The sequence below is a fragment of the Amycolatopsis sp. 505 genome (assembly GCF_031625235.1).
GTDB lineage: Bacteria > Actinomycetota > Actinomycetes > Mycobacteriales > Pseudonocardiaceae > Amycolatopsis.
Genome location: NZ_JACKQP010000022.1, coordinates 19,030 through 41,820 on the forward strand (window position 1 = coordinate 19,030; position 22,791 = coordinate 41,820).

The 22,791-nt window shown below is 72.0% G+C and carries 22 protein-coding genes; 9 read left to right on the forward strand and 13 right to left on the reverse strand.

Translation table 11 applies throughout. The features are described from left to right. The first annotated feature begins 39 nt into the window (after nucleotides 1-39). Together H5965_RS45470 and H5965_RS45475 are read left to right on the forward strand one after the other, a co-directional pair. The gene (locus tag H5965_RS45470) at nucleotides 40-387 is read left to right on the forward strand and encodes a DUF485 domain-containing protein (RefSeq protein WP_310977541.1); all 348 of its coding nucleotides are present in this window, start codon (nucleotides 40-42) and stop codon (nucleotides 385-387) included. Further along, nucleotides 384-1,994 (forward strand): cation acetate symporter, encoded by a 1,611-nt coding sequence (locus H5965_RS45475; RefSeq protein ID WP_310977542.1) that lies wholly within the window; start codon nucleotides 384-386, stop codon nucleotides 1,992-1,994. The genes H5965_RS45470 and H5965_RS45475 overlap by 4 nt, the downstream gene beginning before the upstream one ends. A 66-nt stretch (nucleotides 1,995-2,060) precedes the next feature. On the opposite strand, the gene H5965_RS45480 is transcribed toward H5965_RS45475, so the two are convergent. Together H5965_RS45480 and H5965_RS45485 are read right to left on the reverse strand one after the other, a co-directional pair. Continuing rightward, entirely contained in the window at nucleotides 2,061-2,798 is a 738-nt protein-coding gene (locus H5965_RS45480) for an isocitrate lyase/phosphoenolpyruvate mutase family protein (RefSeq protein ID WP_310977543.1), read from the reverse strand. After that, nucleotides 2,795-3,256, reverse strand: a complete 462-nt coding sequence (locus H5965_RS45485) for a carboxymuconolactone decarboxylase family protein (RefSeq protein ID WP_310977544.1) — start codon at nucleotides 3,254-3,256, stop codon at nucleotides 2,795-2,797. The genes H5965_RS45480 and H5965_RS45485 overlap by 4 nt, the downstream gene beginning before the upstream one ends. 46 nt (nucleotides 3,257-3,302) lie before the next feature. Here H5965_RS45485 and H5965_RS45490 point away from each other — a divergent pair, with 46 nt between their 5' ends. Next, nucleotides 3,303-4,685: a PLP-dependent aminotransferase family protein gene (locus H5965_RS45490; protein ID WP_310977545.1), complete on the forward strand. Its 1,383-nt coding sequence runs from the start codon at nucleotides 3,303-3,305 to the stop codon at nucleotides 4,683-4,685. A 230-nt stretch (nucleotides 4,686-4,915) separates the two neighbouring features. Here H5965_RS45490 and H5965_RS45495 read toward each other — a convergent pair whose 3' ends face one another. The 3 genes from H5965_RS45495 to H5965_RS45505 form a co-directional block, all read right to left on the reverse strand. Continuing rightward, nucleotides 4,916-5,641, reverse strand: coding sequence for a peptidylprolyl isomerase (locus tag H5965_RS45495; protein WP_310977546.1), 726 nt, complete (start codon nucleotides 5,639-5,641; stop codon nucleotides 4,916-4,918). Nucleotides 5,642-5,901: 260 nt separating this feature from the next. Then, nucleotides 5,902-6,867: a methylmalonyl Co-A mutase-associated GTPase MeaB gene (meaB, locus tag H5965_RS45500; protein WP_310977547.1), complete on the reverse strand. Its 966-nt coding sequence runs from the start codon at nucleotides 6,865-6,867 to the stop codon at nucleotides 5,902-5,904. Further along, nucleotides 6,868-8,055 (reverse strand): acetyl-CoA C-acetyltransferase, encoded by a 1,188-nt coding sequence (locus tag H5965_RS45505; RefSeq protein ID WP_310977548.1) that lies wholly within the window; start codon nucleotides 8,053-8,055, stop codon nucleotides 6,868-6,870. It lies immediately after the preceding gene. Nucleotides 8,056-8,192: 137 nt separating this feature from the next. On the opposite strand from H5965_RS45505, the gene mce reads away from it, so the two are divergent. Continuing rightward, on the forward strand, nucleotides 8,193-8,648 hold the full coding sequence (mce, locus tag H5965_RS45510) for a methylmalonyl-CoA epimerase (RefSeq protein WP_310977549.1): 456 nt from the start codon (nucleotides 8,193-8,195) through the stop codon (nucleotides 8,646-8,648). Between the two features lie 475 nt (nucleotides 8,649-9,123). Here the strand turns inward: mce and H5965_RS45515 are convergent, their stop codons facing one another. Together H5965_RS45515 and H5965_RS45520 are read right to left on the reverse strand one after the other, a co-directional pair. Then, nucleotides 9,124-9,696 carry a TetR/AcrR family transcriptional regulator gene (locus tag H5965_RS45515; RefSeq protein ID WP_310977550.1) on the reverse strand — a complete coding sequence of 191 codons (573 nt, stop codon included), beginning with the start codon at nucleotides 9,694-9,696 and terminating at the stop codon, nucleotides 9,124-9,126. Between the two features lie 18 nt (nucleotides 9,697-9,714). Further along, a complete protein-coding gene (locus H5965_RS45520; RefSeq protein WP_071831581.1) occupies nucleotides 9,715-10,083 on the reverse strand; it encodes an SPW repeat protein in 369 nt (122 codons plus the stop codon). Nucleotides 10,084-10,282: 199 nt separating this feature from the next. Here H5965_RS45520 and ccrA point away from each other — a divergent pair, with 199 nt between their 5' ends. The 5 genes from ccrA (at nucleotide 10,283) to H5965_RS45545 (ending at nucleotide 17,011) form a co-directional block, all read left to right on the forward strand. Next, nucleotides 10,283-11,623 (forward strand): crotonyl-CoA carboxylase/reductase, encoded by a 1,341-nt coding sequence (gene ccrA, locus H5965_RS45525; RefSeq protein ID WP_310977551.1) that lies wholly within the window; start codon nucleotides 10,283-10,285, stop codon nucleotides 11,621-11,623. Between the two features lie 714 nt (nucleotides 11,624-12,337). Beyond that, nucleotides 12,338-13,537, forward strand: coding sequence for a chromosome segregation protein (locus H5965_RS45530; RefSeq protein ID WP_396137010.1), 1,200 nt, complete (start codon nucleotides 12,338-12,340; stop codon nucleotides 13,535-13,537). Nucleotides 13,538-13,630: 93 nt separating this feature from the next. Further along, entirely contained in the window at nucleotides 13,631-14,083 is a 453-nt protein-coding gene (locus tag H5965_RS45535; protein WP_310977553.1) for a universal stress protein, read from the forward strand. A gap of 1 nt (nucleotide 14,084) precedes the next feature. Continuing rightward, a complete protein-coding gene (locus tag H5965_RS45540) occupies nucleotides 14,085-15,200 on the forward strand; it encodes an adenylate/guanylate cyclase domain-containing protein (protein ID WP_310977554.1) in 1,116 nt (371 codons plus the stop codon). 56 nt (nucleotides 15,201-15,256) lie between these two features. After that, entirely contained in the window at nucleotides 15,257-17,011 is a 1,755-nt protein-coding gene (locus H5965_RS45545) for a TIR domain-containing protein (RefSeq protein ID WP_310977555.1), read from the forward strand. Between the two features lies 1 nt (nucleotide 17,012). On the opposite strand, the gene paaE is transcribed toward H5965_RS45545, so the two are convergent. The 6 genes from paaE to paaZ are packed head-to-tail and all read right to left on the reverse strand — an operon-like array spanning nucleotide 17,013 to nucleotide 22,712. Next, nucleotides 17,013-18,065, reverse strand: coding sequence for a 1,2-phenylacetyl-CoA epoxidase subunit PaaE (gene paaE, locus H5965_RS45550; RefSeq protein WP_310977556.1), 1,053 nt, complete (start codon nucleotides 18,063-18,065; stop codon nucleotides 17,013-17,015). Nucleotide 18,066: 1 nt separating this feature from the next. Further along, nucleotides 18,067-18,555, reverse strand: coding sequence for a 1,2-phenylacetyl-CoA epoxidase subunit PaaD (gene paaD / locus H5965_RS45555; protein ID WP_310977557.1), 489 nt, complete (start codon nucleotides 18,553-18,555; stop codon nucleotides 18,067-18,069). After that, nucleotides 18,549-19,406 (reverse strand): 1,2-phenylacetyl-CoA epoxidase subunit PaaC, encoded by an 858-nt coding sequence (gene paaC / locus H5965_RS45560; protein WP_310977558.1) that lies wholly within the window; start codon nucleotides 19,404-19,406, stop codon nucleotides 18,549-18,551. The genes paaD and paaC overlap by 7 nt, the downstream gene beginning before the upstream one ends. Continuing rightward, a complete protein-coding gene (gene paaB / locus H5965_RS45565; RefSeq protein WP_310977595.1) occupies nucleotides 19,403-19,717 on the reverse strand; it encodes a 1,2-phenylacetyl-CoA epoxidase subunit PaaB in 315 nt (104 codons plus the stop codon). The genes paaC and paaB overlap by 4 nt, the downstream gene beginning before the upstream one ends. 38 nt (nucleotides 19,718-19,755) lie before the next feature. Then, nucleotides 19,756-20,688 carry a 1,2-phenylacetyl-CoA epoxidase subunit PaaA gene (paaA, locus tag H5965_RS45570; protein WP_310977559.1) on the reverse strand — a complete coding sequence of 311 codons (933 nt, stop codon included), beginning with the start codon at nucleotides 20,686-20,688 and terminating at the stop codon, nucleotides 19,756-19,758. Beyond that, nucleotides 20,685-22,712, reverse strand: a complete 2,028-nt coding sequence (paaZ, locus tag H5965_RS45575; RefSeq protein WP_310977560.1) for a phenylacetic acid degradation bifunctional protein PaaZ — start codon at nucleotides 22,710-22,712, stop codon at nucleotides 20,685-20,687. The genes paaA and paaZ overlap by 4 nt, the downstream gene beginning before the upstream one ends. Nucleotides 22,713-22,791: the final 79 nt, after the last annotated feature.

Sequence of the window (22,791 nt, forward strand, 5' to 3'; positions counted from 1 at the left end):
TGTCGCACGTCACTTTCCGCAGCGTCGCAGGGAGCAGCGATGAGCACGACGGACACCGGCGGGCCCCCGGAGACATCCGAAACGATCTGGGAGCGGGCACACGAGAGCACCGAGTTCCGGGAATTGCGCAGCCGCCTGCGCCGGTTCGTCTTCCCGATGACGGCGGTGTTCCTCCTCTGGTACCTGCTGTACGTGCTCCTCGCGGACTACGCGCACGGCTTCATGAGCACCAAGGTGGTCGGCAACATCAACGTCGGCCTGATCTTCGGCCTGCTGCAGTTCGTCTCGACGTTCGTGATCACCGGCCTCTACGTCCGGTACGCGAACCGGAAGCTGGACCCGGTCGCCGAGAAGATCCGTGAGGACATCGAGAAGGAGCAGGCATGACCGCGACACTTGCCGCGAGCGTCGAGGGCAGCAACCCGCTCCTCAACATCGGCATCTTCGCCCTCTTCGTGATCATCACCCTGGTGATCGTGTTCCGGGCCAGCCGCAACACCAAGACGGCGTCGGACTACTACGCCGCCGGCCGCGCGTTCACCGGCCCGCAGAACGGCATCGCGATCTCGGGTGACTACCTGTCGGCCGCGTCGTTCCTCGGCATCGCCGGCGCGATCGCGATCAACGGCTACGACGGCTTCCTCTACTCGATCGGCTTCCTGGTGGCGTGGCTCGTCGCGCTGCTGCTGGTCGCGGAACTGCTGCGCAACACCGGCAAGTTCACGATGGGCGACGTCCTCGCGTTCCGGATGAAGCAGCGCCCGGTGCGGGCCGCGGCCGCGACGTCGACGCTGGCGGTGTCGTTCTTCTACCTGCTGGCGCAGATGGCGGGCGCCGGTGGCCTCGTGGCCCTGCTGCTCGGCGTCGAAGGCGGCGGCGCGCAGGCGCTGGTGATCGCCGTGGTCGGCATCATCATGATCGCCTACGTGCTGATCGGCGGCATGAAGGGCACCACCTGGGTGCAGATCATCAAGGCCGCGCTGCTCATCGTCGGCGCGCTCGTGATCACCCTGTGGGTGCTCGGCAAGTACGGCTTCAACTTCTCGCAGCTGCTGCAGGCCGCCGTCGACAAGGCGGGCAAGGCCGGGCAGACGCTGCTCGGGCCGGGCAAGCAGTACGGCGCCACCGGCACGTCGAAGCTGGACTTCCTCTCCCTCGGCATCGCGCTGGTGCTGGGCACGGCGGGCCTGCCGCACGTCCTGATGCGCTTCTACACGGTGCCGACGGCCCGCGACGCTCGTCGTTCGGTGGTCTGGGCGATCGTGCTGATCGGCGTGTTCTACCTGTTCACGCTGGTGCTCGGCTACGGCGCCGGCGCGCTGGTCGGACCGGACGCGATCAAGAAGGCGCCGGGCGGGGTCAACTCCGCCGCGCCGCTGCTGGCTCTGGAGCTGGGCGGCCCGGTGCTGCTGGGCCTGATCTCCGCGGTCGCCTTCGCGACGATCCTCGCGGTGGTCGCCGGCCTGACGATCACGGCGTCGGCGTCCTTCGCCCACGACGTCTACGCGAACGTCGTCAAGCGCGGCAAGACGTCGCCGGACGCCGAGGTCAAGGTCGCCCGGATCACCGCACTGGTGATCGGCGCCCTCGCCATCGGCGGCGGCATCCTGGCCAACGGGCAGAACGTGGCCTTCCTGGTGGCGCTGGCCTTCGCGGTCGCGGCGTCGGCGAACCTGCCGACGATCCTCTACTCGCTGTTCTGGAAGCGGTTCAACACCCAGGGCGCGCTGTGGTCGATCTACGGCGGCCTGGCCATCACGATCGTGCTGATCATCTTCTCGCCCGCGGTGTCGGGCAAGCCGACGTCGATGATCAAGACCGCGGACTTCGCCTGGTTCCCGCTGAGCAACCCGGGCATCGTGTCGATCCCGGCCGCGTTCATCCTGGGCTGGCTGGGCACGGTCCTGTCCAAGGAGCACGACGAGAAGAAGTACGCCGAGATGGAGGTCCGCTCCCTCACCGGCGCGGGCGCCGAGAAGGCGGTCGTCCACTAGGTTCACCGACCCCGAAGGCCGTCGCGAGGGTGTTCCCGATCCCCTCGCGACGGCCTTCGGCCAATCTCAGTACGGCAGCTTGCCCTCCGCGACGCCGTTCACGGCCGCCTCGAACTGCTTGCGCAGGTACTGCCAGAGCCCGCCGCCCAGCGAAATCCTCGCCACCCCCAGTCCGGCGAGGCTGTCCAGGCCCGGGCTGCCCGGCCACGCGGTCACGTTGACCGCCCCGCCGGTTTCCCGCACGAACTCCGCGATCAGCTCCGGCGTGCGCAGGTGGATCGGGTAGACGCAGTCGGCGCCTGCCTCCAGGTAGGCCTTCGCCCTGGCGACGCCCGCTTCGAGCGCTTCCTTCGGATCCACGCCACGGAAGGAGTCGACCCGGGCGTTGATCACCAGGCCGTCGCCCGCCGCCTCGCGCAGGGCGGCGATCCGGGCCGCCTGTTCCCCGACGGGCCGGACGTCGCCGGTCGCGTGGTCGGTGTCCTCGAAGTTGCAGCCGACGGCCCCGGCGTCGCGCAGCCGGCCGGCCAGTTCGCTGCCGGACAGGCCGTAGCCCGACTCGGCGTCGACGGTGACCGGGACGCCGACCGCGCCGGCGATCCGCGCGGCGGCGGCGAACATCTCGGCCGCAGGAGCCTGCTCGCCGTCAGCGAACCCGAGCACGGCCGCCACGGCGACCGAACTGGTCGCGATGGCGGGGAACCCGGCGGCCTCGACGAGCTTCGCGGTGTCGGCGTCCCAGACGTTCGGCAGCACCAGGGGCTTGCCGGGGACGTGCAGCGCCTTGAGCGCGGCGGCGGTCACGAGTCCCGCTTCGGCAGCGGCGTGTGGCTGGTGATGGTCATCCGGTTCCAGCTGTTGATGGCGATGATCTCCCACGCCACGGCCTGGTACTGCTCCTCGGTGAACACCTTCGCGGCCTGCTCGTAGACGTCGTCCGGCACGGACTGCGTCGCCGGCAGCTTGGTCATCGCTTCGGTGAGGGCGAGGGCGGCCTGCTCCTGCTCGGTGAACAGGTCGGTCTCGCGCCAGCCGTCGAGCACGAACAGCCGCCGCGGCGACTCGCCCAGCTCGAGCGCGTCGCGGGAGTGCATGTCGAGGCAGTACGCGCAGCCGTTGATCTGCGACGCGCGGGTCTTCACCAGTTCCAGCAGCTTGGGGTCGAGCCCCGCGTTGGCGCCGGCCTTGTTCACCTGGGCCTGCAGGTTCGCCATCGCCTGGTAGAGCTCGGGGGCGCCCCCGAGCGCGATTCGCTTGCTCATGCCGTCCACGCTAGTGCGAACTGGTCCACGGGTATGGTCCAGTCACATGACGGAATCGTGGTCCAGTTCCGGGCTCGACGTCCACCTCGGCTGGCAGCCCGCGTCCGGCCGCACCGGGCTCGCGGCGGCGATCCGCGCGGCCATCCGGGACGGCCGGTGGCAGGCGGGCGCGGCGGTGCCCTCGACCCGCGCGCTGGCCCACGACCTCGGCGTCGCCCGCGGCACGGTCACCCGCGTGTACGCCGACCTCGCGGCCGAGGGCTACCTGCGCACGGCCCAGGGCGCGCCGACCCGGGTGGCGACGGCGGGCTCGCTGCCCCAGTCCGCGCCGCGCCAGGCCCCGCGCGACCCGGCCCCGCGCTGGGACCTGCGGCCGGGCCGTCCGGACCTGACGGCGTTCCCGCGCCAGGCGTGGCTCACCGCGACCCGGCGGGCCCTGCTGCGGACACCGGCCTCGGCGTTCGGCTACGAGTCGGAGCTGGGCGCGCCGGAGCTGCGGGACACCCTGGCCGGCTACCTGGCCCGGGCCCGCGGGGTGGTCGCCGACCCGGCGCGGATCGTGGTGTGCCACGGGTTTTCGCACGCCATCGCGGTGGTGTCCCGGGCCTTGTTCTCGTTGGGGACGGGCGAAATGGCGTTCGAGGATCCTTCGCTGGGGCTGTACCGGTCGATCGCGGCGGCGCAGGGCCCGCGGATCGTCGGCGTGGACGTCGACGGCCACGGTCTCGACGTGTCCGCATTGGACAGTCCGGCGGTGGTCGTGACCCCGGCGCACCAGTACCCCACCGGCGTCACCCTGGCCCCACCGCGCCGGGCGGCGCTGGCCCGCTGGGCGAGCGAGTCGGGCGCGTTCGTGCTGGAGGACGACTACGACGGCGAGTTCCGCTTCGACCGCCAGCAGGTCGGGGCGTTGCAGGCGCTGGCGCCGGAGCGGGTGGTGTACGCGGGAACGGCCAGCAAGACGCTCGCCCCGGCGCTGCGGCTGGCGTGGCTGGTGCTGCCGCGCTCACTGGTGGAACCGGTCCGCGCGGCGATGGCCGACAGCGGCTCGCGCCCGGCGTTGCTGAACCAGCTGGCGCTGGCCGAGCTGATCGACTCGGGTGCCTACGACCGGCACGTCCGCCGCAGCCGCGCGGAGTACCGCTCGCGCCGCACCCGCCTGCTGGCCGCGCTGCCGGACTCCGTGCGCCCGCACGGCATCGCGGCGGGCCTGCACCTGCTCCTCATGCTGCCCCCGGACGGCCCCTCGGAGGCCACGGCCCTGGCGGCCTGCCGCCGCCGTTCGATCGGCATCGAGGGCCTCTCCAGCCACTGGATGACCCCCGGCCGCCCCGGCGGCCTCATCGTCGGCTACGCCGCAACCCCGGCCCACGCCTTCAAGGGAGCAACCCAAAACCTAGTAGAAGCCCTAACCGAAGCAACCCCCTGACTCCCACCCCAATCCCGCGTGTCGTCCCCCCAGGCACGCGTGTCGTCCATCCACGTACGCGTGTCGTCCACCCAGGTACGCGTGTCGACCCTCCAATCACGCGAGTCGACCTCCCAATCACGCGAGTCGACCCTCCAATCACGCGAGCCGACCTCCCAATCACACGTGATGCCCGCCCGGCACACCCCGATGCCGCGGGCCGCCCCCACCGGAGCGGCCCGCGACGACCGTCAGAACCAGCAGTCCGGCCGGACCCGCAGCAGTTCCGTCCGCAGCACCGGCGTCCCGTCGACCGGCGCCGGGTCCTCCGCCGTCGGCTGGATCCCGCCGGCCGCGACCTTGTCCAGCGTCCGCAGCCCGTCCGCACCGACCGTGCCGAACACCGTGTAGTTCGGCCGCAGCGCGGAATCGCCGTACACGACGAAGAACTGCGAACCGTTCGTGTCCGGCCCCGCGTTGGCCATGGCCAGGAGGCCACGCGCGTAGACGCGCCGGGCGCCGGTCGGGTCGGTCGGTGCCGGCGGCAGGTCGACCGGCAGCTCGTCCTTGTACTTGTAGCCCGGGCCGCCTTCGCCGGTCGCGGTCGGGTCGCCGCACTGCAGCACCTTCAGCGTCGGGTACGCGGTCAGCCGGTGGCACACCGTGTGGTCGTAGAACCGGTGCCGCGCCAGGTGCAAGAAGCTCTGCACGGTGCACGGCGCCTTCGCGCGGTCCAGCCGCAGCGGCAGCGCGCCCTGGCTGGTCGGGATGGCGACGTCGACCTTGCCGTGGCTCGGCGTGTGCCGCGGGTCGGGCGGCAGCGGCACCGGACGCGCGGGCGGTTCGTCCGGCGTTTCGGTGTACTGGCAGGGCCCGTGGGTCGTCTTCGGCGGCGGGGCGTCGGCCGCCGTGGCGACGCCTTGACCGGCCACGAACAACGCGCCCGCCGCCAGCGCGGTCAGAAGTGTCTTCTTCATGCTGCACGCCCTCCCAGTGATCGCCCGGTTCCGGAGCGTCCCGCAGTCTAGGGCGCGGCACCGACAGCCAGAACCAGCGAAAGTCGCCCTCGTCAGCCCATCGGGTGAACCTCGGCGCCCGCGCCCCGGAAATTGTCGGACCCCCGGCGCACGATGGTCGGCACGCGGCAACCCGCCGCCCACGAGGGGAGCACACCATGGAGCTTCGACGAAGACCCGTTGCGATGGCACGGTTTCTGCTGAGGCGGCTCGCGTCCGCGCTAGCCGCGAAGGTCCGCGATCAGCTCGTCGGCGGCGGCGAACGGGTCGAGTTCCCGCGCCACGACCCGCTCGGCGACACCGGCGAGCCGTCCCCCGCCACGCAGGTCCACGAGCTCGGCCCGCAACCGCCGGATGGCGATGGCCTCGACCTCGTCGCGTGCCCGGGCCACCCGGCGCCGGGCCAGCTCGTCGTGCTCGGCGAGCCAGTCGTGGTGCGCGGCCAGCGCCCGGACGACCTCGTCGACGCCCTCGCCCTTGGCCGCGACGGTCCGCACGATCGGCTGGCGCCAGTTCGGGCCCCGGATTTCCCGTCGGGCCAGGGAGATCATCTGCTTGAGGTCGTGCACGGTGGCGTCGGCGCCCTCGCGGTCCGCCTTGTTCACGACGAAGACGTCGGCGATCTCCAGCACCCCGGCCTTCGCGGCCTGGATGCCGTCGCCCATGCCCGGGGCGAGCAGCACCACCGTGGTGTCGGCGAGTTTCACGACGTCCACTTCGGACTGCCCGACGCCGACGGTTTCGATCAGCACGACGTCGAAACCGGCCGCGTCCAGCACGCGCACCGCCTGCGGCGTCGCCCACGAGAGTCCGCCGAGGTGCCCGCGGGTGGCCATCGAGCGGATGAACACGCCGGGGTCGGTGGCGTGTTCGGTCATCCGGATCCGGTCGCCGAGCAGCGCCCCGCCCGAAAACGGCGAAGACGGGTCGATGGCGAGCACCCCGACCCGCTTGCCTTCCGCGCGCAACGCGGTAAGCAGGGCCGAGGTCGATGTCGACTTGCCGACACCGGGCGGTCCGGTGAGCCCGACGACCCGGGCCCGCCCGGTGTACGGGGTGAGTGCCCGGGCGATCTCCGCGACGCGCGGGTGGGCGTCCTCGACGAGCGAGAGCAGCCGCGCGACGGCCCGGGGTTGCCCGTCCCGCGCGCGGCCGACGAGGTCGTCGAGGTCGAGTGGTCCGGCCACTTACGCCGACGGCACCCGCAGCAGGAGGGCGTCGCCCTGGCCGCCGCCACCGCACAGCGCGGCCGCGCCGAGCCCGCCACCGCGGCGGCGCAGCTCGTGGATCAGGTGCACGGCGAGCCGGGCACCGGAGGCGCCGATCGGGTGGCCGAGCGCGATGGCACCGCCGTTGACGTTGACCTTCTCCGGGTCGAGGCCGAGCTTCTCGGTGGAGACGAGCCCGACGGCGGCGAAGGCCTCGTTGATCTCGACGAGGTCGAGCGCGTCGGCGGTCAGGTTCGCCTTCGCCAGCGCGGCGAGGATCGCGTTCGACGGCTGCTCGTGCAGGCTCGCGTCGGGCCCGGCGACGACACCGTGCGCGCCGATCTCGGCGAGCGGCGTGATGCCGAGCTCCTCGGCCTTCGCCTTGCTGGCCACGACGACCGCGGCGGCGCCGTCGGAGATCTGCGAGGCCGAGCCCGCGGTGATGGTGCCGTCGGAGGCGAAGGCCGGGCGCAGCTTGGCGAGGCCTTCGGCGGTGGTGTCGGCGCGGACGCCTTCGTCGGTGTCGAAGACGACCGGGTCGCCCTTGCGCTGCGGGATGGAGACCGGCGCGATCTCGTCGGCGAAGTAGCCGTTCTTGATCGCCTCGGCGGCGCGCTGGTGGGAGCGGGCGGAGAACGCGTCCTGCTGCTCGCGCGTGACGCCGTAGCGGGAGTTGTACTTCTCCGTCGAGGCGCCCATGGCGACCTGGTCGAAGGCGCAGAAGAGACCGTCGTAGGCCATGTGGTCGACGAGGGTGGTGTCGCCGTACTTGAAGCCGGAGCGGGACTTGGGCAGCAGATGCGGCGCCTGGGTCATCGACTCCTGGCCGCCGGCGACGACGAGGTCGAACTCGCCGGCGCGGATGAGCTGGTCGGCGAGCGCGATGGCGTCGAGGCCGGAGAGGCAGACCTTGTTGATCGTCAGCGCGGGCACGCTCATCGGGATGCCGGCGGCGACGGCGGCCTGCCGCGCCGGGATCTGGCCGGCGCCGGCGGTCAGCACCTGGCCCATGATCGTGTACTGCACCGCGTCCGGCGAGACGCCGGCGCGTTCGAGGGCCGCCTTGATCGCGACCCCGCCCAGCTGGGCGCCCGTGAAGTCCTTGAGGGAGCCCAGCAGGCGCCCGATCGGCGTACGGGCGGCACCCAGGATCACGGAACCGGACACGGCGTCCTCCAAGCATCGGCGCATGGGCAGTTTTCCCGACCATACCCGGGAGCAGGGCTTCTTGATGGAGCCAGTGTGAGGCGGGGCACGCGACGATTCCGCCTCGAAGCCGCGCGCGGGCCCCCTATCCTGCCTCCATGAATGACGCCCTGCGGCCGTTCGTGACGGCCATCGACCACGTCGGCATCGCGGTCCCGGACCTGGACGCGGCCATCGAGTTCCACCGCGCGCACTTCGGCCTGGAGGTCGCGCACGAGGAGGTGAACGAGGAGCAGGGAGTCCGCGAGGCGATGCTGCGCGCCCCGGGCACGGCGGGCACGGAGACGCAGATCCAGCTCCTGGCCCCGCTGCGCGAAGACTCGGCGATCGGCAAGTTCCTGGCCAAGAGCGGCCCGGGCCTGCAGCAGCTGGCCTACCGCGTGTCCGATGTGGACGCCGCGGCGGCGGCCCTGCGTGAAAAGGGCCTGCGCATGCTGTACGAGGAGGCGAAGAGGGGCACATCGAACAGCCGGGTGAACTTCGTCCACCCCAAGGACGCGGGCGGTGTCCTGGTGGAGCTGGTGGAGCCGGCCAAGGACGCCACGGCGCACTGAGTCGTTCCGTCGCAAAGGTTCGACGCGGAGCCGCACGCCCGTGACAAGAAAAGGGCGCGCGGCCACCACGCCGATGAGCACCGGAACAACGGCGGAAGCGGGCCGCTGCCTCGATGGCGGTCCCGCCAGGCGCGCCTCGGCCCGAGCGGGCGCACCACCTCCACCGGCCGAACGCAGCACGGGGCCAGCCGGCGCACCACCCCAGCCAGCCGAGCGCAGGCACGCGGGCGTCCGGCGGGGCACCCCGCCAGCCGAACGCAGCACGCGGGCCAGCCGGCGCCCCACCCCGCTGGCCGAGCGCAGGCATGCGGGCCGGTCGGCCGGGCACCCCGCGGGCTGAGCGAGTACGTCCAGTCAAGCCGGCCCGCCGACCAGGCGGACGAGAGCACACGCCCACCCGGCGGCACAGCCACGCAAGCCGGCCGACCCGGCACCCAGCCGAGCCGGCGCGCGCCGCCCGGCAACCAAGACCCCGCTAAGCGGGCGCCGCCTTGGACGACAGCGCGTCCGCGATGAACGTCAGCTCCCCGTCGAACTCCGCGGGCAGGTCGTCCTCCGAATGCCGGGCCGTCGCGTGCCGGTGGCTCACCGCGCGCGCCAGCAGCCCGGACGCCCGATCCACGTCGGCCGTCGGTACCCCGCCGCCGGTCGCCGCGACGATCACCGCCCTGACCTGGCGGACCAGGACCTGGAAACGTTCGTGCAGCGCGTCGCGGACCACGTGGTGCGTGTCCGCCTCGCGCCACAGCAAGTGCGACAGCCCCAGTGACCTGCTGAAGCGGTGGTCCAGCTCGCGGACCAGCCGCCTCAAGCTGCCCGCCAGGTCGCCCGGGACCACCACCACCGCCGGCTCGATGCGCTCGTCGGGCAGCCGCGCGACGAGCGCCGTGAGCAGGTCCGACTTGTGGCGGAAGTAGTAGTGCACCAGCCCCTTCGGCACCCCGGCCTGCTCCGCGATGCGCGAAGTCGGGGTGGCGTCGAAGCCGGACTCGGCGAAGAGCGCCTCGGCGGCGCAGAGGATGCGCTCCTTCGCCGAATCCTCGGTCATTCCGTGCCTCCTGCGTCGTCAGTGCTGCCCGGCCGTGCGGTGCGCGGCGTTCGCGACCGGCATCGCTGCCGCGCCGGCGATGACCGTCAGCACCCCGGCGATCCAGGACGTCCAGGACGCGCCGTTGAACTCCGTGTACCCCATCACCCACGGCGCGATGAAGAGCAGCACGCCGAGCGCGATCTGGATGCCTTCGCCGTAGACCATGCCCGGCATCGCCAGCGACACCAGGCCGTCGAGTGCGATCAGCGCGCCCAGGACGACCATCGTCCACATCGCGGTCGTGTCCGTGCTCAGCCAAAGGGGTGAAAGAGCGGCGACCACCCCGATGACGACCTCGGCCCAGTCGTGGGGCCGGGTCCACGCGCGCGTAGAGACTTCACTCATTCGTGCTCACCTCCGTCGGTGAAACTGCTGGTCGGGTGGGTGTACCCGACGTCGATGATCCGCTTGACTGGCCAGCCGGTCAAGGTGAGCCGGTCACAGTTCGGCGTGTAATCGTGCTGTCCGTCTCGTACAGTTGTGGACGCGTGTTACCGGCGAGTAATTTCTGCCGCCAACGCCCCCCATCTCCGCGGAGGAACCGATGACGCAGCTCGGCGAGATCCAGCAGGCCATCCTGAACGGCGAGTCCGCCGCGGTGGGCTCGTTGCCCGTGCCCGAGAGCTACCGCGGGGTGACCGTGCACGCCGACGAGGTCGACATGTTCGAGGGCTTGGAGAGCCGGGACAAGGACCCGCGCAAGTCGCTGCACGTCGACGACGTCCCCGTGCCCGAACTCGGCCCCGGCGAAGCACTGGTCGCCGTGATGGCCAGCGCCATCAACTACAACACCGTGTGGACGTCGATTTTCGAGCCGATCCCGACGTTCAAATTCCTGAAGAAGTACGGCAAGCTTTCGCCGCTGGCCAAGCGACACGACTTGCCGTACCACGTCGTCGGCTCGGACCTGTCCGGTGTCGTGCTGCGGACCGGTGTCGGGGTGCACAACTGGAAGCCCGGCGATGAGGTGGTCGCGCACTGCCTGAACGTCGAGCTCGAGGGCCCGGACGGGCACAACGACACGATGCTCGACACCGAACAGCGGATCTGGGGTTTCGAGACCAACTTCGGCGGCCTCGCGGAGATCGCGTTGGTCAAGGCCAACCAGCTGATGCCCAAGCCGGACCACCTGACCTGGGAGGAGGCCGCCTCGCCCGGGCTGGTGAACTCGACCGCCTACCGTCAGCTCGTCTCCCGCAACGGCGCGGACATGAAGCAGGGCGACGTCGTGCTGATCTGGGGCGCGTCGGGTGGGCTGGGCTCGTATGCGACGCAGTACGCGCTCAACGGCGGCGCCATCCCGGTGTGTGTGGTGTCCAGCCCGGAGAAGGCGGCGATCTGCCGGAAGCTGGGTGCCGAGCTGATCATCGACCGCAGCGCCGAGGGCTACCGGTTCTGGAAGAACGACGACGAGCAGGACCCGAAGGAATGGCAGCGCTTCGGGGCGAAGATCCGCGAGCTGACCGGCGGTGAGGACCCGGACATCGTGTTCGAGCACCCGGGCCGGGAGACCTTCGGCGCGTCCGTCTACGCCGCACGCAAGGGCGGCACGATCGTCACGTGCGCCTCGACCTCGGGGTACATGCATCAGTACGACAACCGGTACCTGTGGATGAACCTGAAGCGGATCATCGGCTCCCACTTCGCGAACTACCGTGAGTCGTGGGAGGCCAACCGGCTGATCGCGAAGGGCCTGATTCACCCGACGCTGTCGAAGACCTACGCGCTGGAGGAGACCGGGCAGGCCGCGCTCGACGTGCACCGCAACGCCCACCAGGGCAAGGTCGGCGTCCTCGCACTCGCCCCCCAGGAAGGCCTCGGCGTCCGCGACGAAGAGAAGCGCGCCAAGCACATCGAGGGCATCAACGCATTCCGCGGCGCCTGACGCCCGACGGCGCCGGGAGCCGACCCGCTCCCGGCGCCGAGAACCGGCTCGCTCCCGCGTCGGAAGCCGCCCGGTCCCGCGGCCGGAACCCGCCGGGCCCCAGGGCCGCAAGCCCACTCGGTGCAGCGGCCGGACACCGGCTCGCTCCCGCAGCCAAAGCCGCCCAGTCCCAGGGCCGCCCGAAGCCCACCAAATGCCGCGGCCCAAACCTCACCGGTCCCCGGGCCGGAACCCGGCCCGCTCCAGCAGCCGAAATCCGCCCGGTCCCGGCGCAGGAAGCCCGCCAGTTCCGCGGCCGAAAGCCACCCTGCTCCCGCGGGCCGGAAGCCGCCTGCTCCCGCGGCCGGAAACCCACCCGGCCCCGGGCCGGAAGCCCGCTCGCTTCCGCGGCTGAGACCCCGCCCGTCCCAGGCCGCAAGCCCGCCTGGTCCCGCAGCCCGGAGCCCACCCGGTCCCCGGGGCCGGACACCGGCCCGCTCCCGCGGCCGGAACCGGCCCGATCGCGGCGCCAGACCCCACCCTGCTCGCCGCGCCGGGAACCGCCGTGAGGGCGCGAGCTCCCGGCGCCAGGAAGCCCCGAAGAACCAGGCGATTCCGGCGGTTCCTTTCGCCGCGGGAGACGGCTCGTTCGGCGCACCGCCCGGGTGCTCACCCTTCCGTGACCGGACTGCGGCTACGGTAGGCCCCATGAGCCTTGGCGATGAACGGGAGCTTGTGCCGCTGGGAGCCGGCTTCGACGTGGCGAAGCGCGGGTACAGCCGAGCGCAGGTCGATGAGCACCTCGAACGGCTGGATGCCGATCTGAAGATGCTCACCGCGGATCGGGACGCCGCCATCGCGCAGGCGGGGGACCTCGCCCGCCAGCTGGAGATCGCGCGCGGCGAGATCGCGGACCTGCGTGGGCAGGTCGATCGGCTCGCCCAGCCGCCGACGAGCGTCGAAGGCCTGTCCGAACGGCTGCAGCGGATGCTGCGGCTCGCGCAGGACGAATCCGCCGACACGCGCGCCCGTGCCGAAGCCGAGGCCGGGCACATCCGGGCCAAGGCCGAGACCGATGCCAGCGCCATGCGGGCCCGGTACGAGCAGCTGCTCACCGAGCTCGACCTCCGGCGCAAGGAGATGGAGGCCGAGCACCGGAAGGTCCTCGAAGACGCCCGCGCCGAGGCCAAGAAGATCACCGACGAGGCCGAGGCCGAGCGCAAGCGGCTCGACACCGAGTCGCAGGATCGGCGCACCAAGGTCGAAGAGGACTTCGAGATCGCGATGGCCTCGCGCCGCACCGAGGCGATGCGGGTGCTGGCCGAACAGGAAGCCGCGAGCAAGGCCGAGGCCGCGCGTCGCGTCCAGGAGGCCACGCAGGACGCCGCCGACATCCGCGCGAAGGTCCTCGAAGAGGAGAAGGCCGCGAAGGCCGACATCGACCGCCGTCAGCGGGAGTCGGTCGCGGAGGCCAACAAGCGCCGGCAGGACTCGATCACCGAGGCCAACGCGCGGCTCGCCGAAGCCGCCGACGAGGCGCGGCGCCGCGTGACGTCGGCCACGGAGGAATCCAACCGGCGGATCACCCAGGCGAACGAGCGGGTCGACGCGCTGCGGAAGGTGCGCGGCGGGCTTGCCGAGCAGGTCCGGGCGGCGCGGGCCGTGCTGGCCGAGGCGCACACCGTCCTCGGCGACGACGTCAAGGTGCCCGCCGACGTCAAGGCCGACCTGGTCACCGGCCCCAAGCCGGACGACACCGAGAAGACCGTGCGGGTCACCGACGTCGAGGAAACCATCCGGATCCGCGCCTCCGACGTGCCGAAGCCGAAGCCCGGGGCCAAACCCGCGGCCAAGCCCGCCGCCACCGCGCCCCCCAAAGCGGCGCCGAAGCCGGCTCCCCGGGCGAGCGGAGCGCAGAAAGCGACTGGCGAGTAACCTTCCACCCGACACGGGCGCGGACGAGCCTGCGCGGTCGGTACCGACCGGCTATCGTCCCTGCTCACGCGGGATCACCTGGAGGTTTTGCGCATGGGTGCGGCATATCGGACCGTGGTGGTGGGCACGGACGGCTCGGAGTCCTCGTTCGCGGCGGTGGACCGCGCGGCGGCGGTCGCCGCCGACGCGGGCGCCACGCTCGTCATCGTGTGTGCGTTCTACCCGGCGAGCCAGTCCGACGTCGACAAGGCCCAGGACGCCCTCGGCGACGAGGCGTACCAGGTCGTCGGCTCGGCCCCGGCCGAAGACACCCTGCAGTCGGCGCGGGACCGCGCGGCGCGAGCGGGCGCGGAGAAGATCGACACGGTCGCGGTCAAGGGCGACCCGGTCGACTCGCTGCGCAAGGTGGTCAAGGAGCGCGAGGCCGACCTGCTGGTCGTCGGCAACCGCGGGCTGAACACGATCGCCGGCCGCATCCTGGGCTCGGTGCCGTCCGAGGTGGCCCGCAAGTCCGGCGTGGACGTGCTGATCGTCCACACGACCTGACGTGACCGGTCCGGGCGAGGAACTTCAGCAGCGGCTCGAACGCGTCCTGCTCGGCGGCCGGCGGAAGTACACCCGGCTCGAAGTGGCGGAGAAGGCCGGCGTGCCCGACGAGCGGTCACGCCGGCTCTGGCGCGCACTGGGGTTCGCGACCGTGCGCGACGACGAGGTCGTCTTCACCGACGCCGACGTCGAGGCGATGCGGACCGCCGACCAGCTGGTGCAGTCGGGCCTGATCGACCCGAGCATCGAGGTCTCGGTGACGCGCGCGCTCGGCCAGCACCTGTCGCGGCTGGCCGAGTGGCAGGTCGACATGCTCTGGCAGCTGATCCGGGAACAGCCGGAGCTCGGCCGCAGCGAACGCCAGGTGACGCGCCTGGTCGACCGGCTGCTGCCGGAGCTGGAGCAGGTCCAGAACTTCGTCTGGCGCCGCCACCTCGCGGCCTACGCGGGACGCGCGTTCGCGGCCCCGGACGAGCACCTGGAGACCCGCACCGAGGTGGTCGGGTTCGTCGACATGGTCGGCTACACGCGCCTGACGCGCCAGATCGGCGAAGACGAGCTGAGCCGCGTGCTCGACGCCTTCGAGACCCTGGCCACCGAGGTGATCGCCGAGCACCACGGCCGCGTGGTGAAGATGATCGGCGACGAAGTCCTGTTCGTGGCGGACGCCCCGGTCGACGCGGCGGAGATCGCCCTGACGCTGACCGAGCGCACGTCCGCGGACGAGACGCTGCCGGCCGTCCGCGCGGGCATGGCGTCGGGCCGCATCCTGTCGCGCTTCGGCGACGTCTACGGCTCGGTGGTCAACCTGGCCGCCCGCCTGACCTCGGTGGCCCGCCCGGGCACGATCCTGGTCGACCGCGAGCTGGCCGCGGAGCTGGCGGACGAGAAGGCGTACGACCTGCGCGCCCGCCGGCCGGTGACGGTCCGGGGCTACAACCGCCTCCGCCCGTCGGCGCTGCGCCGGGCGAGCGAGGCCCCGACGGGCATGTTCGCGAGTTCCCAGCAGCTGGCGGCGGAGATGCTGGGCCTGGCGGACCCGGCGGCCCGGGAGGAGCCTCCGGAGGACCCGGGGCCCGAACCGCGGACCCGACGCCGCCGGCGCCGCAAGCTCTGACGGCGACCCCGAGTCGGTAGAATCCCTCCCTCGCGCGGACGAGGTGGGAGGTGCGCGTGACCCAGGTGCTCCTCTCGTACGCCGACGAGCCGGACGACCCTTCGCACGAGGACCAGCTGATCCGGCTGTGGAGGTTCCTCCGGTCCTGCAGCATCGACGCGCGGCTCGACCTGGGCGAAGCGAACGAGCGCCGGGACTGGGCGTTGTGGACGGCCGGGCGGCTCCGCGAAGCCGACTACGTCCTGGTGATCGCCTCGCCCGCGTACCGCCGCAGCGCCGGAGACGGCGGCGCGCACGAAGGACCCGGTGTCCTCTGGAAGGCCCGGCAGGTCCGCGATGCGTTCTACGCCGACCCGAACGCGCTGAAGCGGTTCGTGCCCCTCCTGTTGCCCGGCCGCAGCCCAGGCGACGTGCCGGAGTTCCTCGCCTCGGTCACGTCGACGGTGTATTCGGTCTCGGACTTCACCGTCGCAGGCGCCGAAAAGCTCCTGCGCATGCTGACGGACCAGCCCGAGTTCGAGGTGCCGCCGCTGGGTGAGCGTCCGGTGCTCGGGCCGAAGCGGATCCCACTGCGACCGCAGCCGGCGCCGGCCGTCCGGAACGTGGTCACCGGAGACGTCCACGGGGTCGTGATCCAGGTGGGGAACGCCGGATCCGTCACGGTTCCCGGAAGCCCCGCCATCCGGGTGGGCGAAGGAGCCGACCCGCGAACCGAGCGGGCGTTCGAAGACGCCGCCCGCCGAGCCGGTGGCCGCCTGGGTACCCCGGCCGGCCGGGCCTACCGCGAGGGACCCGGCTTCGTCCAGCACTTCACCCGCGGCGACGTGCTCTGCGCGGTCGCCGGCCAGCGGGCCGTGGTGGTCGCCGGGCCGATCTGGGACGACCTCGCGGCCCTGCCCGGCTTCCCGGACGGACTCGGGTTCCCGGTCTCGGACTGCCCCGATGCCACCGCCCGTGCGGTCGACCTCGACGGCGGAACGTGGCAGGCGGGCGTCCTGCACCGCGACCCCGCGACGCGGACGGCGTGGTGGCATCCCCGGCCCCGGCTGGGCCGGAACGCCCGCGAGGCTTTCCGGCTCCCGATGGCCGGCCCCGCGGACCTGACGGTGCGCGCCGTCGCCACCCTGCCGTGGCAGCTCGACGCCGAGATCACCCGGCGCACCCGCGACCTGATCGAGGCGGCCCTCCCGGAGGCGCCGATCAGCACGCTCCTCCCGGCCTTGTCCCTCCTGCGGCGGGCCCGGACCGCGCCGGGCCGGTGGGCTCGGGCGAGCGGGCCGGACGTCCGCCAGACCGGCCGGGACGCGCGGTACGACTACACCGCGCGGAGCCCGGCCGGGGGCACGGCCGTCCGCGCGGTCACCCGCATCCTGCTTCCCGGTGGCCGGCCGTGGACGGTCACGGTGTCCGTCGAGTTCCAGGCGAACTTCGCGGCGTGGGCGTCGGCGCGGCCGGACGGGTCCACGGCCGGCCTCCGGGTCACGGCGAACGAGATCGTCGAACTGTGGACGGCGGCGTGGCAGACCGCGACCGTCGTGGTCCCCGGCGCGCTCGTCCCCAACCCCGAGTGCGCCGCGCTGCTGGCGCCGCCGGCGGTCGAACTGCAGATCAAGGCGGACACCAGCCTGCCGGCCGTCGTCGACCTCTCGGCGTTCGGGAAGCCGCAGGGACTGCCGGGCCCGCAGGGGGCGGTGACCGTGGTGGCGCCGATCGGGCTCGACCGGGACGAGCGGCGGACCTGGGCAGCGAAAGCCCTGACCCGCCTGGCCCGTGAGTGGGGCTTCGCGGACGCCGAAGAAGGGATCGGCTAGCTCAGGCGTCGAAGTCGACCGTGAGGGTCTCCGAGACCGGGTACGACTGGCACGTCAGGACGAACCCCGCCTCGATCTCCGCCTGCTCCAGCGCGAAGTTGCGCCGCAGGTCCACCTTGCCCTCCGTCACTTTGGCGCGGCACGTTCCGCACACCCCGCCCTTGCAGGCGAACGGCAGGTCCGGGCGGAACTTCTGCGCGCCGTCGAGCACCGATGACGAACGGGGCAGCGTCATCGGCGTCGAACGGCCGTCCAGGACCACCGAGACCTCCGAGGACTCCCCCGCCACCGCCGGGTCGAGGTGCTCCACCGGGGCCGGTGGGGTGTCCACGTAGAACAGCTCCTGGTGCACCTTCGACGAGGGCACCCCCAGCGAGGCCAGCAGCTCCTGCGCGCCCGACACCATCTCGAACGGGCCGCACAGCCACCAGTGGTCCACCGACTCCACCGGCACCAGCGTGGAGAACAGCGTACGCAGCTTCGGGACGTCCAGGCGGCCGGTGAACAGGTCCGCCTCGCGCGGCTCGCGGGACAGCACGTGGATCAGCTCGAGCCGCGACGGTGCGCTGTCCTTCAGGTCGGCCAGCTCGTCCGCGAACATCACCGTGTCCGTGCGGCGGTTGCCGTACAGCACCGTCACCGTCGCCGTGGACGACTTCAGCAGCGACGACACGATCGACAGCACCGGGGTGATGCCCGAACCCGCCGCGATCAGGACGTGGTGGCCGCCCTCGGACAGGTCCGGGGTGAACGACCCGGACGGCGGGGCCACCTCGATCGTGTCGCCCGCGCGGACCTCGTTCACCAGCCACGACGAGAAGAACCCGTCCGGGACCAGGCGGACGCCCACCCGCGGGGCCGCGCCCGCCGGCGCGCAGATCGAGTACGACCGGCGCTCGTCACGGCCGTCGATCGAGCGCCGCAGCGTCAGCGACTGGCCCGGCTTGAACGCGTACTCCGCGGCCAGCGACGACGGCACGTCGAAGGTCACCGCGACCGCGTCGTCGCACAGCCGCTCGACCCCGGCCACCTTCAGGGAGTTGAACCGCGCCACTTCAGATCTCCTTGACGTGCTCGAACGGCTCCAGACACGCGCGGCAGCGCCGCAGCGCCTTGCACGCCGTCGCACCGAACCGGGACTGCTCTTCGGTATCCGCGGAACCACAGTGCGGGCAGGAAACGCGCGAAACCGGTGCCGACAGCGTCAGCGGGATCGGCCCCGACCGCCGCGGCGCGGCACCCGGCGGCGCGATCCCCGCCTCGGCGAGCTTCCGTCGGCCCGCGGCGGAAATCCAGTCCGACGTCCACGCCGGCGACAGCTGCGTCCGGATCTCGACGTCCGGGTAGCCCGCCGAGACCAGCGCGTGCTCCAGGTCGTCGCGCATGGTGTCCATCGCCGGGCAGCCGGTGTACGTCGGCGTGATCGCGACGACCACGCGGCCCTCGGACTCCGACACCGAGCGCAGCACCCCGAGGTCCGCCAGCGTCAGCATCGGCAGCTCGGGGTCGGTGACCGTGGCCGCCACGGCAGCCGCGGTCACCATCGGGCGTCCGGCATCGCCCGGGCCACGCTCTGCAGCTCCGCCAGCAAGTACCCGAACGACTCCGTGTGCACGCCGTCGCGGCCCATCCGGCCCGACACTCCGGCCAGCTCACCGGAGGCAGGCCTCGAAAGCGTGGCCGCGGCCAGGGCCTGGTCCAGCACCGCATCGAACTCCGGACGCAGCGACGCCGCGTCGACGAATTCCACGGGGTGCGTGCGGAACAGCTCCCCCACGTACGGCCAGAGCTCGTCCAGGCCCTCCTGCATCCGCGCGTGCGACAGCGGCGTCCCGTCGCCCAGGCGGACCAGCCACTGCGCCGCGTAGTCGCGGTGGTAGGCCAGTTCCTTGACGCCCTTGTCCGCGATCGCCGCCAGCACCGGGTCCACCGAGGACACCAGCCGCTGCAGCAGCGCCAGCCGCCACGTCGAGAACACGAACAGGCGCGCGATCAGGTGGCCGAAGTGCCCGCCGCCCAGCTCGGCGAGCCGGACGTTGCGGAACTCGTTCTCCGCACGCAGGAACGCCAGTGAGTCCTCCGTGCGCCCGGAGCCGTCGGCCTTGCCGGCGCGCGCGAGCAGCAGCCGCGCCTGGCCCAGCAGGTCCAGGGCGATGTTGGCGATCGCGACCTCGTCCTCCAGCTCGGGCGCGTTGGTGCACCACTCCTGGAGCCGGTGGGAGAAGACCAGCGCGTCGTCGCCGAGCATCAGGCAGTACGCGGCCAGCTGCGCGGCATCCACCCCGGACGGCACCGAAGTGTCCACTCCGGACAGCGGGTCCTCGAAGCCGGTGCCGAACGCCCAGCGCGCGTCGTTCTCTTCGGTGATGGCCTCGTACACGTTGTCGAAACTCATATGTGCGGCACATCCTCGGGAATGTCGTAGAACGTCGGGTGCCGGTAGACCTTGTCGCCGCTGGGTGCGAAGAACGGGTCCTTCTCGTCCGGCGACGACGCCGTGATGTCCGCCGCGCGCACGACCCAGATCGACACGCCTTCGTTGCGGCGCGTGTAGAGGTCGCGCGCGTGGTGCAGGGCCATCTGGTCGTCGGCCGCGTGCAGCGAGCCGACGTGCACGTGGTTCAGCCCGCGCTTGCCGCGGACGAACACCTCGTACAGCGGCCAGTCGTGCTTGACCGTTCCCGGAGCGGCGGGGACGCCTTCCAGGGGGACGGCGCCGTGGCCGCCTTCGGAAGTCAGCTCGCTCACTTGTGCTCCTTCTTCGCGGCGTGGGCGACGGCGGCTTCCCGCACCCACGCGCCGTCTTCGTGGGCCCGGCGCCGGTGCGCGATCCGCGAAGCGTTGCAGGGCCCGTTGCCCTTGAGGACGTTCTTGAACTCGTCCCAGTCGACCGCGCCGAAGTCGTAGTGCCCGCGTTCGGCGTTCCACTTCAGCTCGGGATCGGGGAACGTCACGCCCAGCGCGGAAGCCTGCGGCACCGACATGTCCACGAACCTCTGCCGCAGCTCGTCGTTGGTGTGGCGCTTGATCTTCCACGCCATCGACTGCGCGGTGTTGGGCGAATCGGCGTCCGGTGGGCCGAACATCATCAGCGACGGCCACCACCAGCGGTTCACCGCCTCCTGGACCATCTCCCGCTGCTGCTCGGTACCCTTCATCATCGTCATCAGCAGCTCGTAGCCCTGCCGCTGGTGGAACGACTCTTCCTTGCAGATGCGGATCATCGCCCGCGCGTACGGCCCGTACGAAGACCGGCACAGCGGCACCTGGTTGCAGATCGCGGCGCCGTCGACCAGCCAGCCGATCACGCCGACGTCGGCGAAGGTCAGCGTCGGGTAGTTGAAGATCGACGAGTACTTCTGCCTGCCCGTGATCAGCTTGTCGGTCAGGTCCGCGCGGTCCGCGCCCAGCGTCGCGGCCGCGGAGTACAGGTAGAGGCCGTGGCCGGCTTCGTCCTGGACCTTGGCCAGCAGGATCGCCTTGCGCCGCAGCGACGGCGCCCGCGTGATCCAGTTGCCCTCGGGCTGCATGCCGATGATCTCCGAGTGCGCGTGCTGCGCGATCTGCCGGATCATCGTCTTGCGGTAGCCCTCGGGCACCCAGTCGCGCGGCTCGATTCGCTGGTCGCGCTCGATGGTGTGCTCGAAGTGTTCTTCCAGCGAAACAGTGGCCGTCACGGCTGCTCCTTCGACACCAGGGTCAGGACGTCGTACTTGGCCACGGACTCGCCCTCGGCGTTCGTGACGTCGGCGTCCCAGCGGACCTCGCCGTACTCCTGGTCGATCCGCGGGGTGATCTGCTTGGCGGTCAGCGTCACCGTGAGCGAGTCGCCGACCTTGACCGGGGTGAGGAACCGCAGGTTCTCCAGGCCGTAGTTGGCCAGCACCGGGCCGGGCTCGGGCGAGACGAACAACCCGGCCGCGAACGAGACGACCAGGTAGCCGTGCGCGACGATCCCGCCGAACAGCGGGTTGGCCGCGGCCGCCTCGGGGTCGGTGTGGGCGTAGAACGTGTCGCCGGTGAACTCGGCGAAGTGGTCGACGTCGGCCTGCGAAACGACCCGCGGCCCGGCCACCACCGAGTCACCGATCTTCAGCTCGGCCAGCGACTTCCGGAACGGGTGGACGCCTTCGGTGCGCGGCGCGCCGGCGACCCAGCGGCCGGTGACGGCGGACAGCACCGCGGGCGAGCCCTGCACGGCGGTGCGCTGCATGTGGTGCAGCACACCCCGGATGCCGCCCATCTCCTCGCCGCCGCCCGCGCGGCCCGGGCCGCCGTGGACCAGCTGCGGCATCGGCGAACCGTGCCCGGTGGACTCCTTCGCGTCCTCGGCGTCGAGCACCAGCAGGCGGCCGTGGAACGGCGCCGCGCCGAGCACGACCTCGCGCACGAACTCCTTGTCCGCGCTGACCACGGACCCGGCCAGGCTGCCGCCGCCGCGCGCGGCGAAGTCGACGACCTGCTCGGTGGACGTGTACGGCATCAGCGTCGAGACCGGGCCGAACGCCTCGACCTCGTGCGGCTCGGAGCGCTCGGGGTCGGCCTTGAGCAGCACGGGCGAGATGAAGGCGCCGCGCTCGGCGTCGGCGTCCACGACGTCGACCCGCTCCGGGTCGCCGAAGACGACGCTCCCGGCGTCCAGCAGCGCCTTCAGCGACCGCCGCACTTCCTCGCGCTGCTCCAGGCTGGCCAGCGCGCCCATCCGGACGCCTTCGGACGCCGGGTGGCCGACCGTCACCTTCGCCAGTCGCTCCGAGGCGGCCGCGGCGACGTCGTCGAGCAGCTCGGCCGGCACGAACGCGCGCCGGATCGCGGTGCACTTCTGGCCCGCCTTGACCGTCATCTCGGTGGTCAGCTGCTTGACGAACAGGTCGAACTCGGTCGTGCCCCGGACGGCGTCCGGGCCGAGGATCGAGCAGTTCAGCGAGTCGGCCTCGGCGTTGAAGCGGACGGCGTGGCGCACGATCGCCGGGTGGGTCCGCAGCTTCTGCGCGGTCGACGCCGAGCCGGTGAAGGACACCAGGTCCTGCGCGGTGACGTGGTCGAGGAGGTCGCCGGCGCCGCCCGCGACGAACTGGAGCGAGCCTTCGGGCAGGAGGCCGGACTCGATGATCAGCTCGACCACGCGGGCGGTCAGGTAGGCGGTCTGGCTGGCCGGCTTGACCAGGCTCGGGACACCGGCCAGGAAGGCGGGCGCGAACTTCTCCAGCGGGCCCCACACCGGGAAGTTGAACGCGTTGATCTGGACGGCGACGCCCCGCAGCGGGGTCGCGATGTGCTGGGCGACGAACGTGCCCCCGCGGGAGAGCGGCTCGACGTTGCCCTCGACGTAGACGGTGTCGTTCGGCAGCTCGCGCTTGCCCTTCGAGGCGTAGCTGAACAGCACGCCGATGCCGCCGTCGATGTCGAACTTCGAGTCACCGAGGGTGGCACCCGTGCGAGCGGAGAGGGCGTACAGCTCGTCGCGGTGCTCGCGCAGGTGCGAGGCGAGCGCCTTGAGCAGCGCCGCACGCTGGTGGAACGTCAGCTCGCGCAGGGCCGGGCCGCCGACCTTGCGGCCGTACTCGAGGGCGGCCGCGAAGTCGACGCCTGCCGACGAGATCCGGGCGACCTCCTCGCCGGTGGCCGCGTCGTGCAGCGGGACGCCCTCGTCCGCCGCGGTGTGCCAGCTCCCGGAGACGTAGCTGCGCAGCAATGCCATCAGGTCCCTCTCGCCGAATTACCTACCGGACGTTCAGTTAATCGCATGGTAGCCGCTGGTCCCGAAGATCGGAAGGGCC

Excerpts from the sequence above, each read along its gene's own strand:
- mce (WP_310977549.1), top strand. The coding sequence starts at position 8,193 with ATGAATGACGCCCTGCGGCCGTTCGTGACGGCCATCGACCACGTCGGC.
- H5965_RS45475 (WP_310977542.1), top strand. The coding sequence starts at position 384 with ATGACCGCGACACTTGCCGCGAGCGTCGAGGGCAGCAACCCGCTCCTC.
- paaD (WP_310977557.1), bottom strand. The coding sequence starts at position 18,555 with ATGGTGACCGCGGCTGCCGTGGCGGCCACGGTCACCGACCCCGAGCTG.
- H5965_RS45495 (WP_310977546.1), bottom strand. The coding sequence starts at position 5,641 with ATGAAGAAGACACTTCTGACCGCGCTGGCGGCGGGCGCGTTGTTCGTG.
- H5965_RS45485 (WP_310977544.1), bottom strand. The coding sequence starts at position 3,256 with ATGAGCAAGCGAATCGCGCTCGGGGGCGCCCCCGAGCTCTACCAGGCG.
- ccrA (WP_310977551.1), top strand. The coding sequence starts at position 10,283 with ATGACGCAGCTCGGCGAGATCCAGCAGGCCATCCTGAACGGCGAGTCC.
- H5965_RS45520 (WP_071831581.1), bottom strand. The coding sequence starts at position 10,083 with ATGAGTGAAGTCTCTACGCGCGCGTGGACCCGGCCCCACGACTGGGCC.
- H5965_RS45490 (WP_310977545.1), top strand. The coding sequence starts at position 3,303 with ATGACGGAATCGTGGTCCAGTTCCGGGCTCGACGTCCACCTCGGCTGG.
- paaC (WP_310977558.1), bottom strand. The coding sequence starts at position 19,406 with ATGAGTTTCGACAACGTGTACGAGGCCATCACCGAAGAGAACGACGCG.
- H5965_RS45515 (WP_310977550.1), bottom strand. The coding sequence starts at position 9,696 with ATGACCGAGGATTCGGCGAAGGAGCGCATCCTCTGCGCCGCCGAGGCG.
- paaZ (WP_310977560.1), bottom strand. The coding sequence starts at position 22,712 with ATGGCATTGCTGCGCAGCTACGTCTCCGGGAGCTGGCACACCGCGGCG.
- H5965_RS45535 (WP_310977553.1), top strand. The coding sequence starts at position 13,631 with ATGGGTGCGGCATATCGGACCGTGGTGGTGGGCACGGACGGCTCGGAG.
- H5965_RS45470 (WP_310977541.1), top strand. The coding sequence starts at position 40 with ATGAGCACGACGGACACCGGCGGGCCCCCGGAGACATCCGAAACGATC.